Genomic DNA, 13,170 nt, shown 5'->3' on the forward strand with positions numbered 1-13,170 from the left:
ACTAATCTTAATAAAATTTGATTTATGAAAAGTTTTAACTAAGTAGTAAGAGCAAACGCCCCTATTTTTATCTCAATTTATTTGAGTGAATGAAAAAAGCTATCTCTTTTGAGATAGCTTTTTATCGTTATAAAAGTATGATGTGTGTTTAATAAAATTTATCGAATCACTTCTTCTGTTTCAACATTGAAGAAGTGGCATTTATTCATGTCTAAGGCTAATTCTAATTTATCTCCCATGCGAATATCAGAACGAGCATCAACTTTAGCGACTAATTGTTGTCCCGCTAATGTTGTATATAAAATAGACTCATGTCCTAACAACTCAGCGACTTCAATTTCAGCTGTATATTTTGCTTCTACATACGTATCCGCTACAATTAATTCATCATGAATATCTTCTGGGCGAATACCGAAGATTACTTCTTTTTCATTATATCCTTTTTCTTTTAACGTATTAAATTTTCCTTCTGGAATACGGAATTTTAAGTTATCAGCAATAAAATATCCATTTGATACTTTACCAGTGATAAAGTTCATCGCAGGTGAACCGATAAATCCACCAACGAAAACAGTACGTGGATTATCATAAATTTCTTTTGGTGATCCGATTTGTTGAATTACTCCGTCTTTCATAACAACAATACGAGAAGCCATTGTCATCGCTTCTGTTTGGTCATGAGTAACGTAAATCGTCGTTGTTGCTAAACGATCATGTAATTTAATAATTTCTGAGCGCATGGCCACACGTAATTTAGCATCTAAGTTTGATAAAGGTTCATCCATTAAGAATACTTTTGCATCACGAACAATGGCACGTCCTAATGCGACACGTTGACGTTGCCCCCCTGATAACGCCTTTGGTTTACGATCTAAATATTGCTCTAATCCTAAAATACGTGCGGCATCTTTTACACGACGATCAATTTCATCTTTTGGAATTTTACGTAGTTTTAATCCAAACGCCATATTATCATAAACATTCATATGTGGGTATAACGCATATGATTGGAATACCATCGCAATGTCACGGTCTTTTGGTGCCACATCATTCATTAAGACACCATCAATATAAAATTCCCCTTTAGAAATTTCTTCTAATCCTGCAATCATACGTAATGTCGTTGACTTCCCACACCCTGAAGGTCCAACGAATACGATGAACTCTTTATCTGCAATATCTAGATTGAAATCTGTTACAGATGGATTTGGATTGTTTTCATAAATTTTATAAATGTTTTTCAATTTTAACTCAGCCATTTTTAATTCCTCCCTCTTGGTATAGTTAAATTATAAAATGTAAACGATTTATTTTCAATGAACAAGATGCACAAATTTCCAATTAATACATTGTGCATCTTGCATATTACCATTACACATTACGTCTTAATTCGATATTTTTAATGATTAAATAGGCAACGATTGCATCTTTAAACTCTTTGACATTCAATCCCGTCACCTGAATAAATTTCTCTAACTTATTCATGAATGTATTTCGATGCATATATAAACATTTAGCTCCCACTGATAAATTAAAATTATTTTCTAAATAACATTTCACAACCTCTATGAGATCATAGGCTAATCCTTCAATTTTTTGTGACACTTCAGTAAATCCGTCGTAATCATCTACTGTTAGAATCATATACTGTAATAGAAGCTCTTGCTGTTCCATAATTAACTTGTGTCGATTTCGATACGTTTTATAAAGATCAAACTCTTTTAAAAAGGATGAAGAAATAGTTTCATTAATTTGATATTCGATGGTTTTATATAGATTCGTATTATAATAAAAATCTTCATTAATCGCTTTAGCAATTTCCTCAAATTCTTGGATGTCATATTCGCCCCGCTTAGTAAAATCTAAAATCACACCATATTCACGATCGATAAATAAAACAATAAACGTTTCATTAAAACTTTTAATTAACTGTTCAAATTGAATTTTTAATTCAGAGTCAAAATTATGATGAAAAAAGATAAATCGCAGATGTTTATCAGAGGCTTTCATCCTGTCTAACAACTTCGTTTTTCCATATAAAAGTAGCTCTAACCAAAATAATCTCGTTTGTTGATCGAAATCGATAGAGATAATTTCATTAAAAATTAATGCTAATAGTTTTTTCTCTGATGTTGAGATGTTTTTTTTTATTCCGACTAAATGATTCCCTTCATCTTTAAACCAATAATAATCATTTGGATAATCCGGCATTTCATCAATCACACATTGATCTTTATAAAGCTCTTTTATTTGTAAAAGCATATAACATCCTCGCTCCCCCCCTCATAAGATATATTAAGTATATCATTTTTTAGATTCCGGCAAAATAACTGTTTCGCCCGTGTGAAAGATAAAAAACGATTTACGCGATGAACAAAAGGAGGTCTATTATGCCAAGAAGTATTTCGATGACTCAATTAAGTCAGATGATGAATTCAAATCCAATTATTATTGATATTCGCGATCCTTATCAATTTGCTCAATCTCATCTTCCAACTGCTGTTAACATTCCTTATCAAACACTTGTCATGTATCCCGAACGTTACTTGAATCGTCAAGATACTTATTACTTGATTTGTGCTCATGGTGGTGAAAGTTATCGAGCATGTATGATGCTAGAACCATCTGGATATCAAGTGATCAGCATCGTTGGTGGTTACTCTAGCATGAGATATCGCTACTAAATCAAAAAGTGAGCCATGGATTGGCTCACTTTTTTATAATTTAAATCGATTAGGAAGATCGGTTTGAAAACAGTATTCTCTTTTTGTAATGGGATGAATAAAACTCACATAATAACTATGTAACAAATGCCCTTCATCTAACGTTATGGATGTTTCATCGTATAATGTATCTCCAACTAACGGATGTCCTAAATAAGCGAGATGAACGCGAATTTGATGCGTACGTCCCGTTTCAAGCTCACATTCTACCAATGTATTTTCACCTTCAAAAGTCATCACACGATAATGCGTAATCGCTTCGTCTCCGCTTTCACACACTCCACGTTTAACATTCCCCTCTTGTAATCTGGCAATCGGGGCTTTTATCGTTCCAAATGAAGACTTAGGATGTCCTTTCACTAGCGTGAAATACTTTCTTTTAATTTGCTTCACATCTTTTGTCATCAAATGATGGATATGACGATATTTAGCAACGACTAACAAACCAGAAGTATCTCGATCCAAACGATTGACAAAATGAATCGTCGAATGAATACCTTGTTCATTGTAGTAGTGAATCAGTGCATTAGCCAACGTTTCGTGCGGGTGACGAATAGATGGAATCGTTGGAATGCCAGCGGGTTTATTAATCACTAATAAATACTCATCTTCAAAGATAATATCTAATTCATATTCATAGGGAGAAAGTCCCACGCTACGCTTCTCTGGTGGAAAAGTGACCGTTAAGACATCCCCTTCTTGTAAGATATATCGAACCGTTTGATGTTGACCATTAACTGTTAAATCTCCACCTCGATGCTTAGTCGCAACAATTGCTTTTTTTGAAATTTCTTGTTTTTTCAAAAAATTTAAAAGAGACATACCTTGTTCATCCGAACTAATTTGATAGGTTAACTGTAAACTCATGCTGCAACTCCTATAAGAAATGATCTTTGACACGTCCCCAGAATGAAACATCTCGACGCTTAACAAAGGTGACGTGTCGATTAGATAACGTCACTTTAATTTTTTCAATATTTTGATATGTTTCATATAAATGATCTCGAGTAATCGTTACATCAGAAAAATTCTCAGATTTAAGTGTCACAACCTGCTCATGTGGGATAATGAGCGGCGACCCAATGGTTCTAAAAACATTATTATTAATCGATGCAATTTCAGTCATTTGAAATGCCTTTAAACTTGGATAAATAATTGCTCCACCTAATGATTTATTATAGGCTGTACTTCCAGTAGGCGTAGAAATACAAACCCCTGTTCCACGAAAAGATTCAAAAAATAAGTCATCAATCGTGACATTTAAATGTTGTGTTCGAAAAGCATTTAATAGCGTCATTTCATTAAAGGCATACAATTGATGACACGTTTTATCTTCACAAAGCATAATTGAAAGTAGCGGATACTGACTAATACGTGATTGCTTTTGTTTTAGAAATTGAACTAATTCATCTAACTCATCAGGTAACCAATCCGTATAGTACCCTAAGTGACCGGTATGAATCCCTATAAATTTAACTTTTTCAATTTGATCTAAATAATGATGAACCGCATGAAGGACTGTTCCATCACCACCAATGGTCAGTACAATTTCTGGATTTTCATGATCTAGTTCGATATGGGCTTCTTTTAATTTTAACTCCAATTGTTCCTTCACTTGTTGAGAGTGTTCACGCTCATTGGCGTAAATCGCTACTTTCATACTATTCTCCTTTGTGTTTCTTAATTAAATAATCTTCATTTAAAGTCACTAAACTCGCTGGGGGTTCAACTACTCTAAATTCATCAGTTTGACGTTTCTCAAATGTTTTTTGTGCTTCTGCAATTTCATCGCGGATTTCTGACATCTGTCCATCAAGCCAGGCGGCTGCTTCCGCTGCTTGTTTAAGTCGATCTTTAATGACGACTGGAATTTGACCTTCATATTTATAATTTAAAGAATGCTCAATACTCGCCCAAAAATTCATGGCAAGCGTACGAATTTGAAACTCAACCATCACACGTTTCATTCCATCTATCGTTTCTAAATGATAGTAAGCATGAATATGATATGATCGATAACCGCTTGCTCGCTGATGTAAAATATAATCGCGTGTTTCAACAATCTCTAAATCTTGACGTTTTTTTAATAATTCAACCACCATATAAATATCTTCTACAAATTGGCAATTAATACGAATTCCTGCGATATCATAAACGCGGTCAATTTCATTAATAGATAACCCCATACGATCCAACTTATCGACGATACTTGAGATCGTTTTAATACGACCGTCTACAAATTCAATCGGGGAATGAAGCCCCTTTGTTTTGTATTGTTGTCTAATTCCCCGTAAATTTATTTTTAATTCTTGTAAGGCTAATTCATACGGCTCAAAAAAACTTAACCAATCCATTTTAGCTTCACCTCTAACTCCTTCTCTTTAGTTTTAATTCGTTATGTCTCACTCAAATAATTTTAATAAATTGTTTTCACACATTGATTATATCATGTCTTTACGTCATAATTAAATAGAGGTGAGATTGTTTATGTCAACAAATCTAGAAATCGAATTTAAAAACATGTTAGATGAAAGTGAATACAAAAAGCTAATTGAACACTTTGCTATTGAAGAAAATCAAATTTGGACACAAAAAAATGTTTATTTTGATACAAAAACTTTCGATTTAAACAAGAATCAAGCAGCCCTTCGTGTACGTATTAAAAATAACACCTATGAACTAACGTTAAAAACAAAAGCTGATGTTGGAGTAATTGAAACGAATCAACTAATTACAAAATCTGATTACGCTAACTTAAAGCATGATCATTTACTTGTCAAAGGATTAGTTTATGACAAACTTTTAGAGTTAGGAATTGATGTTAATAAACTACGTGTTATCACGGATTTAACAACGAAGCGTGCAGAAGTTTCATATGAAGACGGACTTTTAGTTCTTGATAAGAGTTTTTATGGTGAAGTGATTGATTTTGAATTAGAATATGAAGTAAAAGATTATAACGAAGGTTTAAAAATCTTTAACGAGTTATTAAATCAACATCACATTCCAAAACGTCCAGCTGAAAATAAAATTAAACGTGCCACAATGGCTATTCTAAAATAAATCAACTAGCTTCAGTAAATGAAGCTAGTTTTTTTGTATCCAAAGTTCACCTAACTGTTGATCTTCTATTATATAGGGTTCAAGTTGCGAATATAAGCGGGGACGCTTAATGTATTCATAATAACCGACTTGTTGACGAATCATACCAAACCACTCTAAAAGTAACAAATATTCTTTTAATGCTTTTAAAGTATCGATTGATTCTTTCAAATGATATCTAACTCTTAATTTATGACGTAATTCTGACAACGTAAAAACATCATGTTCTTCATAATCTGACATAATACACAATACCACATATCCCTGCCAAATAAATAACGGTTTATAATAAGCCTCTCCCTCAATTGGCCACCCAACAACAGATGGAAGAAGTGAAAAATTAATTAAAAACGGAGCACATAATCTTAATAATCCACGTTCATTTCTCTGATAACTTAATGACTTTTTGCATCTAAACTGCTGTTTAATGGTTAACCAATCATCTAAATTTTTTGATACGTGATAAGTATCTGTTGAAAGGAGGGAGTTCAGTGAAAAATCATTTAGTAGGATTTTTTCAACCATTCCTTGAACCTCTTTTTGGCTCAACCAGACGAGATGATTAAATAGCGTCAAGGTTTGAGTAAACGGATTAAAGTGAATAATACGACTACCTTTTTGAAGTTTCATCACTTTATTTAATAAGTAAGTTTTTTCACGCGCCTGAATTTCTCCTATGAAAATCCAAATAACTTCAATTCCTAACTTTTGATAATCTCTTGTTCGTTCTTCAAATAGTACTTGATCAATCATACTTTTTTGAATTTCTAATACAAATTTCTTACCTTTGTACTCAAAGTAAATATCTGCAATCCGATCGATAGAAGGCAATCGATGCTCGATTTTAATCAGTGTCACGCCTTGATCATCAAGCCATTTTTTTAATAGGAATTTACTTGTGTAATGAGCCTCACTTTCATGATGATGATGGTTAGAATTGCATGATGTCCGATGAGAAAAATGGGCTCTTCGTTTTCTTCCGTGTTTAAAAATAACAGCTGCGCCACAGTAAGGACATGTATAGTTAGAAGCTGATTTTAATTGAGAAAAATCAATATTTTTTATTTTTCTTAAATCAATCAATTGATTGTTTTGTTTTGCGATTAACATATTATCACCCAATAGATTTTACGTAAACAATGGGTATTTTCCTTTAGACTAGTTCTTCTTTTTTCAACAAATGATCTAATTGATTCATCATAATGCTAAGAACTTGTAGTAACTGTTTATCACAACGACTGGCATACACAAACAAAAGCTCAATATTTTCTTTCAACATTTTAGGAACAATCCGACAGGTTTCATCCATCACCTGCAACACTCTTTTCTCAACCGGATTAAACTGTTTATTAAGAGCGAAAATACTATCGATATAGCTAATTAAATAATTATTGAGTAACGAAATTAAATGAGGAAAATTCCTTCGACTTAAGGCGCGCTCAAATTGATGATAATAACATTTTGATTCCTTTTTTAATTTAGGATAATTGAGCTGAATAATATTTCGACGTAATTCATCAGGATAAGAGGCTGTGTAGTTTTGTTTGAGTTGATTTAATTTTTCATGTCGATCAAAAATAATGTTCGAATAATGAATGAAATAAGCAACTTTAGTCGAATCCTTTTGATTAATGACCGCATCTTTCATCAATTGAATCAGTTTATTTTCAATGTCTTCAAAACAAAAATAACAAATCGTCATCTCAATACAAAAATCTCTGAGTTGAAAACGATCAGTTTCCACGATATCCGTACCACTTAATTCAATATCATTTGAAAATTTAGTAAGAATTTCACTTCTCATCTCTTTTGAAATAGGCGCTGTATAATAAACATTTATACTAATATCTGATAGGTCATTTTGATAATTACAAAACTTTGAACCTACCATGGCGATAGCAGTTACTTGCTCAATTCTTTGAAATTCAGCAATCATACGATGTAAAACTTCATTCACATTAATCACTGCTCTCCCCCCTTCCTGATGCCACATCGTTTTGAAAACATAATAAAAAACAACTATCCATCACTGTTTCTGTTTAGTTGCTTTTTTATGTTAAAGATCACTATTCAAATGTATTCACCTATTGTTATAAATATGATTCTTAAAAATCAAAATTTCTACTTTTTTCATAAAAAAAGAAGTAACTTGCTGACTTCGTTACTTCTTTTCCTATAAACAGTTAATATTTTAATTAACCTCTTTTATTTGTACGTTCAATAAAATTATCACTTAAAGCGCGCTCTAGTGCATTAACATACGAACAGTTACAATTATCACAGTTATTGCAATAGATCACGTTACGTAATTCGCGTGGTAAGAAACAACGAATTTCTTCATCATTATACCCAACTTGTAAACGATGCTTATCTACAATAATCGGACGGCGTAAGACACTTGGATTTGCAACAATAAAATCAAGTAATTCATTAATTGTCATTTCATCGGCATCTAAATTATTTTCTTTAAATGCTTTTGAACGCGTTGAAATAATATCTTCAAATCCATTCTCTGTTTTTTCTAAAATATGTTTAATGTCTTCGCGTGTAATTTTTGTAACAAATAAATTTTTTTCAATATATTTAATCCCGTATTCATCTAACCATTTTTTTGCTTTACGGCAAGATGAACAACTAGGTGATGTATAAATTTCAACCATCATATCCCTCCATGACGATAGCGATATTCTATCTTTTATATTTTACACTACACTCCCATGAGATACAACCTCTTAATACTTACTTTCAGTTTAATTTCAACTCATTTGCATCAAAATTAATCTAAAAAAAGAAAATGTCTTATATTATTATATTTTGATTTTATCTAAATATAACCTTATCTTCTTAGTAGATATCTAAAAAAACTACTAAGGTTTTACCCTTAGTAGTCGATAATTAACATTCGCTTTTCCATTGCTTAATTTCTTCATCTGTTCCTAAAACAAAGTGACCTGGAGCAACTTCTGTCCAACTTCCTTTATAATAGTCAACTTTTGACTTATCATAAACAATACGTTTACGATTACGTTCGTAATCTGGATCAGGAAGCGGAATAGCTGATAATAGTGATCGAGTATATGGGTGAATGGCACGTTCATAAATATCCTCAGCTGTTCCAAGCTCAACTAAACGCCCTAAATGCATCACACCAATTCGATCAGAAATATATTTTACCATTGATAAGTCATGGGCAATAAATAAGTATGTGAGTCCAAACTCTTTTTTTAACGTATTCATTAAGTTAACGACTTGTGCCTGAATCGAAACGTCAAGCGCAGAAATTGGCTCATCGGCAATAATGAATTCTGGATTTGTAATTAAAGCGCGGGCAATTCCAATACGCTGGCGTTGTCCCCCAGAAAATTCATGCGGATAACGTCCGGCATGATCTTTACTTAGCCCAACTGCTTCTAAAATTTTATAAACTTTCTCTTCGCGATCTTTTTTATTTTTTGCTAGTTTATGAATATCAATACCTTCTGCAATGATGTCAATGACACGCATACGTGGATTTAAACAAGCCATTGGGTCTTGAAAAATCATTTGAATCTTTTGGCACACATCTGCTTTTTCTTTTTTAGATAACTTCTTAGCAATATTTTTACCTTTAAAAATGACTTCACCAGCCGTTGGTTGATATAGACGAATAATACTACGACCAGTTGTTGATTTTCCTGATCCAGACTCTCCAACTAATCCAAATGTTTCACCTTTATAAATTTGAAATGAAATATCGTCAATAGCTTTAACGGTTGTCTGATGATTAATTTTAAAATATTGTTTTAAATTTTTAACTTCTAATAAAACTTCACGTTCTTGATTACTCATGCGCATACCCTCCTTTTTGACGAAGACGTAAAACCGCATCTGGTGGCGTAACTTTTGGTGCTTGTTCATGTAACAGCCAAGTTGCAGCATAATGTGTCTCACTTACTTTAAACATCGGAGGCTGTTCCTCAAAATCAATATTTAACGCATATTCGCTACGGAATGCAAAAGCATCTCCTTTAGGTGGTGTCAGTAAGTTAGGTGGAGTTCCTGGAATAGCGTAAAGTAATTCATCATTTGTATCTAAATCAGGCATTGAGGCAAGTAATCCCCATGTATATGGATGACATGGATTATAAAAAATTTCATTACTTGTTCCAATTTCACAAACTCGTCCAGCATACATCACCGCTACACGATCCGCAACATTGGCAACGACTCCTAAGTCATGGGTAATAAAAATGACAGCTACGTTTGTTTTTTGTTGTAAATCTTTAATTAATTCTAAAATTTGAGCTTGAATAGTTACATCAAGTGCTGTTGTCGGTTCATCACAAATTAACACACGTGGATTACAAGCTAGAGCAATAGCGATAACGATACGTTGGCGCATCCCACCAGAAAATTGATGTGGATACTGTTTCATACGTTTAGCTGGATCTGTAATTCCAACTAGGCGAATTAATTCCTCAGCTTTTACCTTAGCTTCTGCTTTCGTGCAACCTTGATGTTTCATAATAGGTTCCATAATTTGACGACCAACCGTCATCGTTGGATTTAATGATGTCATTGGATCTTGAAAGACCATCGCAATTTCTTTTCCACGAATTTGATGATAATCATGTTCAGATAATTTTGCTAAATCGATTTCTTCACCATTTTCTTTTGTATATAAAATACTTCCATCTGTAACTTTTCCGTTTTCAGCTAATATCCCCATAATCGCTTTAGAAGCTACAGATTTTCCTGATCCTGATTCTCCAACAATTGCTAGAGTCTCCCCTTCATTTAAAGTAAAGCTCACACCACGAACCGCAGAGACAGGACCTGCAAATGTATCGAATGTGATATTTAAATTATTTACATCTAAGATTTTCTTCATGTCTCATCACCGTCTCTTTCTTATTTTCCGCGTAAACGTGGATCTAACGCATCACGAAGTCCATTTGCAAATAAGTTAATTGCTAACATTAAATAAATCATAAAGAAGGCTGGTACAAATAATAAGTACGCATAAAATGTCATTTTACTTGTTCCATCACTTAATAAAACTCCTAGTGAAGACATTGGAATTGGTAAACCTAATCCAATAAATGATAACATCGCTTCTGTTGCAATAGCTGCAGGAATTGAGAATGTCGCCATGACAACTAATTGACCAATAATATTTGGGAATAAGTGTTTAAAAATAATACGTGTGCTACTTGCTCCAAGTGTTGTTGAAGCCATAACGAACTCTTGATCCTTTAATTTTAAATATTGTGCACGAACGACACGAGCAACTGAAATCCATCCTGTTAAACTCATCGCTGTAATTAAGATAATAAATGATCCTGTAACCCCTGATAATTTAACATGGAATAAATTTTGAATTCCGGTTAAGAATGTTTCCTTCGCAGCAATAAAGATAATTAAAATAACGGTTGTTGGAACTGAACCTAAAATTTCAGTAATACGCATCATGATATTATCAATCGCCGTTCCTCCATAAAATCCAGCAATTGAACCATATAAAATACCAATTGTGAAATCAATAAGTAATGATAAAATTCCGATTAATAATGAAACTTGAACACCTGTCCATAAACGCGTCCACACGTCAAATCCTAACTCATCTGTTCCAAAGTAGAAGTATAAGTGCTCCACATTTTTTAATGCATAAGCATTTACTTTTACTTTAATCATTTGAATACCTTGTGTATCAAATTCTGTTGAACTTAAAATAAATGATTCTAAGTTATGATAAGGTGAATAATCACTCATTAATTCAGTGACCGATACAGTTTCAGTTGATGATGATCCACGCAATTGAATCGTAATGACCATCTCTTCACCTTTACCAGACCAATCAATAATGTCGTAATCATTTGGATGATATTTGATTCCTAAAGCTTCAACAAACTCTTTTTTTGTTAAAGGTGTGTTGAGTGCACTAACGTCTTGTGGTAACGAATTCCCTACGAATAAATCAAAAGATGTCATATGCTTCATGCTTGTTCCGTCAAAAATCCCTAAATTTTCAAGACCTGGTACACGTGGTGGTAAATAACTTAAACGTGTTTTTTCAATTTGCGCTCCTGTCTCAGGATCGATTAAAACTGGTGTTTGATTGTATTTTACATTTTCACCGTTTGCATGTTTTGGACCAACTAACGGTGCTAAAAATGAACAAATCACTAATAGTGCGATGGCATACATTGAAATTAATGCCGCTTTATTTTGTCTTAAGCGACGCCATGCATCTTGCCAGAAATTTAAACTTTCTGTTTGAATACTATCGCCTTGACCTTGATAGTTTTGGGCTAATTCAAATAATCTTGGATCATATTTTTTGTGACTCATTATTTTCCACCTCCAGCTAAACGAATACGAGGATCGATGACACCATATAGTAAGTCAATGATTAAAATAACAACTACATATAAGAATGCATAGAAGAATGCAATTCCTAACGTTAAAAACTGATCAGTCATTGTGACTGAATTTAATAATAATTGGCTAAGACCTGGTACTCCAAAAAATTGTTCAATAACTAAACTTCCTGTCATAATTGAAACAACCATTGGCCCTACAACTGTAATAACTGGAATTAATGCATTTCTTAAAGCATGCTGAATAATAACCTGTGATTTTGTTAATCCTTTGGCACGAGCTAATAAAATATAGTCCGTATTTAATACCTCGATTAATTCAGAACGCATATAGCGCATTAATGAAGCAATCACCGGAACAGCTAATGAAATAGATGGTAATAATAAAGACTTCATCTCATCCCATACTGTAATTCCACGAAGTTCATTAGCTGGTTGATAAAGAACAGGTAACCATCCTAACTTATTACAAATAAAATATTGTAAAAAAGCGGCTAATACAAAGGATGGAATTGAAACACCTAGTACTGAAATAACTGTAATTGTATGATCAGCCCATGAATTACGTTTCATTGCTGCAATCGCACCAGAAGTTGTTCCGACAAGGATTCCAATTAATAAAGCTAACATTCCTGGTTTAATCGTATAAGGAATTCGAGTTAAAACTAAGTCAGTAACCTCTTGATTCTGTAATTTGAATGAAATGCCGAAATCTCCTTTTAATACACCTTGCATATAGCGAATGTACTGAGTTGGAACGGGATCGTTTAATCCATACTTTTCCTCTAAGATTGTTTTTTGTGCCTCGGTCATTTTCTCACCGTCAAATGGACTTCCTGGCATTAATTGAAGTAATAAAAAGTTAACTGTTAAAACTAGAAATAACGTAATAATCAAATAACCTAGACGCTTTAAAATATACTTAAACATGATTAACCTCCCCTTCCGGATTATCTTTTTTTCTTACTGTTGTTTTCTCACCTTAA

General features: G+C 33.0%; 14 protein-coding genes. 2 read left to right on the plus strand and 12 right to left on the minus strand.

The window, feature by feature from the left end; all coding sequences use genetic code 11:
* Positions 1 to 158: 158 nt before the first annotated feature.
* The gene (locus JRC48_RS07230) at positions 159 to 1,259 is read right to left on the minus strand and encodes an ABC transporter ATP-binding protein (protein ID WP_235068899.1); all 1,101 of its coding nucleotides are present in this window, start codon (positions 1,257 to 1,259) and stop codon (positions 159 to 161) included.
* A gap of 112 nt (positions 1,260 to 1,371) precedes the next feature.
* The gene (locus JRC48_RS07235) at positions 1,372 to 2,262 is read right to left on the minus strand and encodes a helix-turn-helix domain-containing protein (protein WP_235068900.1); all 891 of its coding nucleotides are present in this window, start codon (positions 2,260 to 2,262) and stop codon (positions 1,372 to 1,374) included.
* A gap of 128 nt (positions 2,263 to 2,390) precedes the next feature.
* Here JRC48_RS07235 and JRC48_RS07240 point away from each other — a divergent pair, with 128 nt between their 5' ends.
* Positions 2,391 to 2,684 (plus strand): rhodanese-like domain-containing protein, encoded by a 294-nt coding sequence (locus JRC48_RS07240; protein WP_235068901.1) that lies wholly within the window; start codon positions 2,391 to 2,393, stop codon positions 2,682 to 2,684.
* A 33-nt stretch (positions 2,685 to 2,717) separates the two neighbouring features.
* Here JRC48_RS07240 and JRC48_RS07245 read toward each other — a convergent pair whose 3' ends face one another.
* From JRC48_RS07245 to JRC48_RS07255, 3 genes are read right to left on the minus strand one after another with little or no spacing between them, the layout of a single operon-like run.
* Entirely contained in the window at positions 2,718 to 3,590 is an 873-nt protein-coding gene (locus tag JRC48_RS07245) for an RluA family pseudouridine synthase (RefSeq protein WP_235068902.1), read from the minus strand.
* A gap of 10 nt (positions 3,591 to 3,600) precedes the next feature.
* Positions 3,601 to 4,383, minus strand: coding sequence for an NAD kinase (locus tag JRC48_RS07250; protein ID WP_235068903.1), 783 nt, complete (start codon positions 4,381 to 4,383; stop codon positions 3,601 to 3,603).
* A 1-nt stretch (position 4,384) separates the two neighbouring features.
* Positions 4,385 to 5,077 (minus strand): GTP pyrophosphokinase family protein, encoded by a 693-nt coding sequence (locus JRC48_RS07255; RefSeq protein ID WP_235068904.1) that lies wholly within the window; start codon positions 5,075 to 5,077, stop codon positions 4,385 to 4,387.
* A 133-nt stretch (positions 5,078 to 5,210) separates the two neighbouring features.
* Between JRC48_RS07255 and JRC48_RS07260 the strand changes: the two genes are divergently transcribed.
* On the plus strand, positions 5,211 to 5,786 hold the full coding sequence (locus JRC48_RS07260) for a CYTH domain-containing protein (RefSeq protein ID WP_235068905.1): 576 nt from the start codon (positions 5,211 to 5,213) through the stop codon (positions 5,784 to 5,786).
* A gap of 24 nt (positions 5,787 to 5,810) precedes the next feature.
* Here JRC48_RS07260 and JRC48_RS07265 read toward each other — a convergent pair whose 3' ends face one another.
* The 7 genes from JRC48_RS07265 to JRC48_RS07295 all read right to left on the minus strand — a co-directional run bounded on the left by JRC48_RS07265 (position 5,811) and on the right by JRC48_RS07295 (position 13,114).
* Positions 5,811 to 6,935 (minus strand): competence protein CoiA, encoded by a 1,125-nt coding sequence (locus JRC48_RS07265; RefSeq protein ID WP_235068906.1) that lies wholly within the window; start codon positions 6,933 to 6,935, stop codon positions 5,811 to 5,813.
* A 43-nt stretch (positions 6,936 to 6,978) separates the two neighbouring features.
* Entirely contained in the window at positions 6,979 to 7,791 is an 813-nt protein-coding gene (locus tag JRC48_RS07270; RefSeq protein WP_235068907.1) for a DUF4037 domain-containing protein, read from the minus strand.
* Positions 7,792 to 8,020: 229 nt separating this feature from the next.
* Complete coding sequence (locus JRC48_RS07275) at positions 8,021 to 8,485, minus strand: Spx/MgsR family RNA polymerase-binding regulatory protein (protein WP_235068908.1); 465 nt, start codon at positions 8,483 to 8,485, stop codon at positions 8,021 to 8,023.
* A gap of 235 nt (positions 8,486 to 8,720) precedes the next feature.
* A complete protein-coding gene (locus tag JRC48_RS07280; RefSeq protein WP_235068909.1) occupies positions 8,721 to 9,653 on the minus strand; it encodes an ABC transporter ATP-binding protein in 933 nt (310 codons plus the stop codon).
* Positions 9,646 to 10,695, minus strand: coding sequence for an ABC transporter ATP-binding protein (locus JRC48_RS07285; RefSeq protein ID WP_235068910.1), 1,050 nt, complete (start codon positions 10,693 to 10,695; stop codon positions 9,646 to 9,648). Before JRC48_RS07285 ends, JRC48_RS07280 begins: the two co-directional genes overlap by 8 nt.
* Before the next feature lie 20 nt (positions 10,696 to 10,715).
* On the minus strand, positions 10,716 to 12,155 hold the full coding sequence (locus JRC48_RS07290) for an ABC transporter permease (protein WP_235068911.1): 1,440 nt from the start codon (positions 12,153 to 12,155) through the stop codon (positions 10,716 to 10,718).
* Positions 12,155 to 13,114, minus strand: coding sequence for an ABC transporter permease (locus JRC48_RS07295; protein ID WP_235068912.1), 960 nt, complete (start codon positions 13,112 to 13,114; stop codon positions 12,155 to 12,157). Before JRC48_RS07295 ends, JRC48_RS07290 begins: the two co-directional genes overlap by 1 nt.
* Between the last annotated feature and the right edge of the window lie 56 nt (positions 13,115 to 13,170).

This window comes from Turicibacter sp. TJ11 (assembly GCF_021497505.1).
Lineage (GTDB): Bacteria > Bacillota_I > Bacilli_A > MOL361 > Turicibacteraceae > Turicibacter.

Excerpts from the sequence above, each read along its gene's own strand:
- JRC48_RS07230 (WP_235068899.1), bottom strand. The coding sequence starts at position 1,259 with ATGGCTGAGTTAAAATTGAAAAACATTTATAAAATTTATGAAAACAAT.
- JRC48_RS07235 (WP_235068900.1), bottom strand. The coding sequence starts at position 2,262 with ATGCTTTTACAAATAAAAGAGCTTTATAAAGATCAATGTGTGATTGAT.
- JRC48_RS07240 (WP_235068901.1), top strand. The coding sequence starts at position 2,391 with ATGCCAAGAAGTATTTCGATGACTCAATTAAGTCAGATGATGAATTCA.
- JRC48_RS07245 (WP_235068902.1), bottom strand. The coding sequence starts at position 3,590 with ATGAGTTTACAGTTAACCTATCAAATTAGTTCGGATGAACAAGGTATG.
- JRC48_RS07250 (WP_235068903.1), bottom strand. The coding sequence starts at position 4,383 with ATGAAAGTAGCGATTTACGCCAATGAGCGTGAACACTCTCAACAAGTG.
- JRC48_RS07255 (WP_235068904.1), bottom strand. The coding sequence starts at position 5,077 with ATGGATTGGTTAAGTTTTTTTGAGCCGTATGAATTAGCCTTACAAGAA.
- JRC48_RS07260 (WP_235068905.1), top strand. The coding sequence starts at position 5,211 with ATGTCAACAAATCTAGAAATCGAATTTAAAAACATGTTAGATGAAAGT.
- JRC48_RS07265 (WP_235068906.1), bottom strand. The coding sequence starts at position 6,935 with ATGTTAATCGCAAAACAAAACAATCAATTGATTGATTTAAGAAAAATA.
- JRC48_RS07275 (WP_235068908.1), bottom strand. The coding sequence starts at position 8,485 with ATGGTTGAAATTTATACATCACCTAGTTGTTCATCTTGCCGTAAAGCA.
- JRC48_RS07280 (WP_235068909.1), bottom strand. The coding sequence starts at position 9,653 with ATGAGTAATCAAGAACGTGAAGTTTTATTAGAAGTTAAAAATTTAAAA.
- JRC48_RS07285 (WP_235068910.1), bottom strand. The coding sequence starts at position 10,695 with ATGAAGAAAATCTTAGATGTAAATAATTTAAATATCACATTCGATACA.
- JRC48_RS07290 (WP_235068911.1), bottom strand. The coding sequence starts at position 12,155 with ATGAGTCACAAAAAATATGATCCAAGATTATTTGAATTAGCCCAAAAC.
- JRC48_RS07295 (WP_235068912.1), bottom strand. The coding sequence starts at position 13,114 with ATGTTTAAGTATATTTTAAAGCGTCTAGGTTATTTGATTATTACGTTA.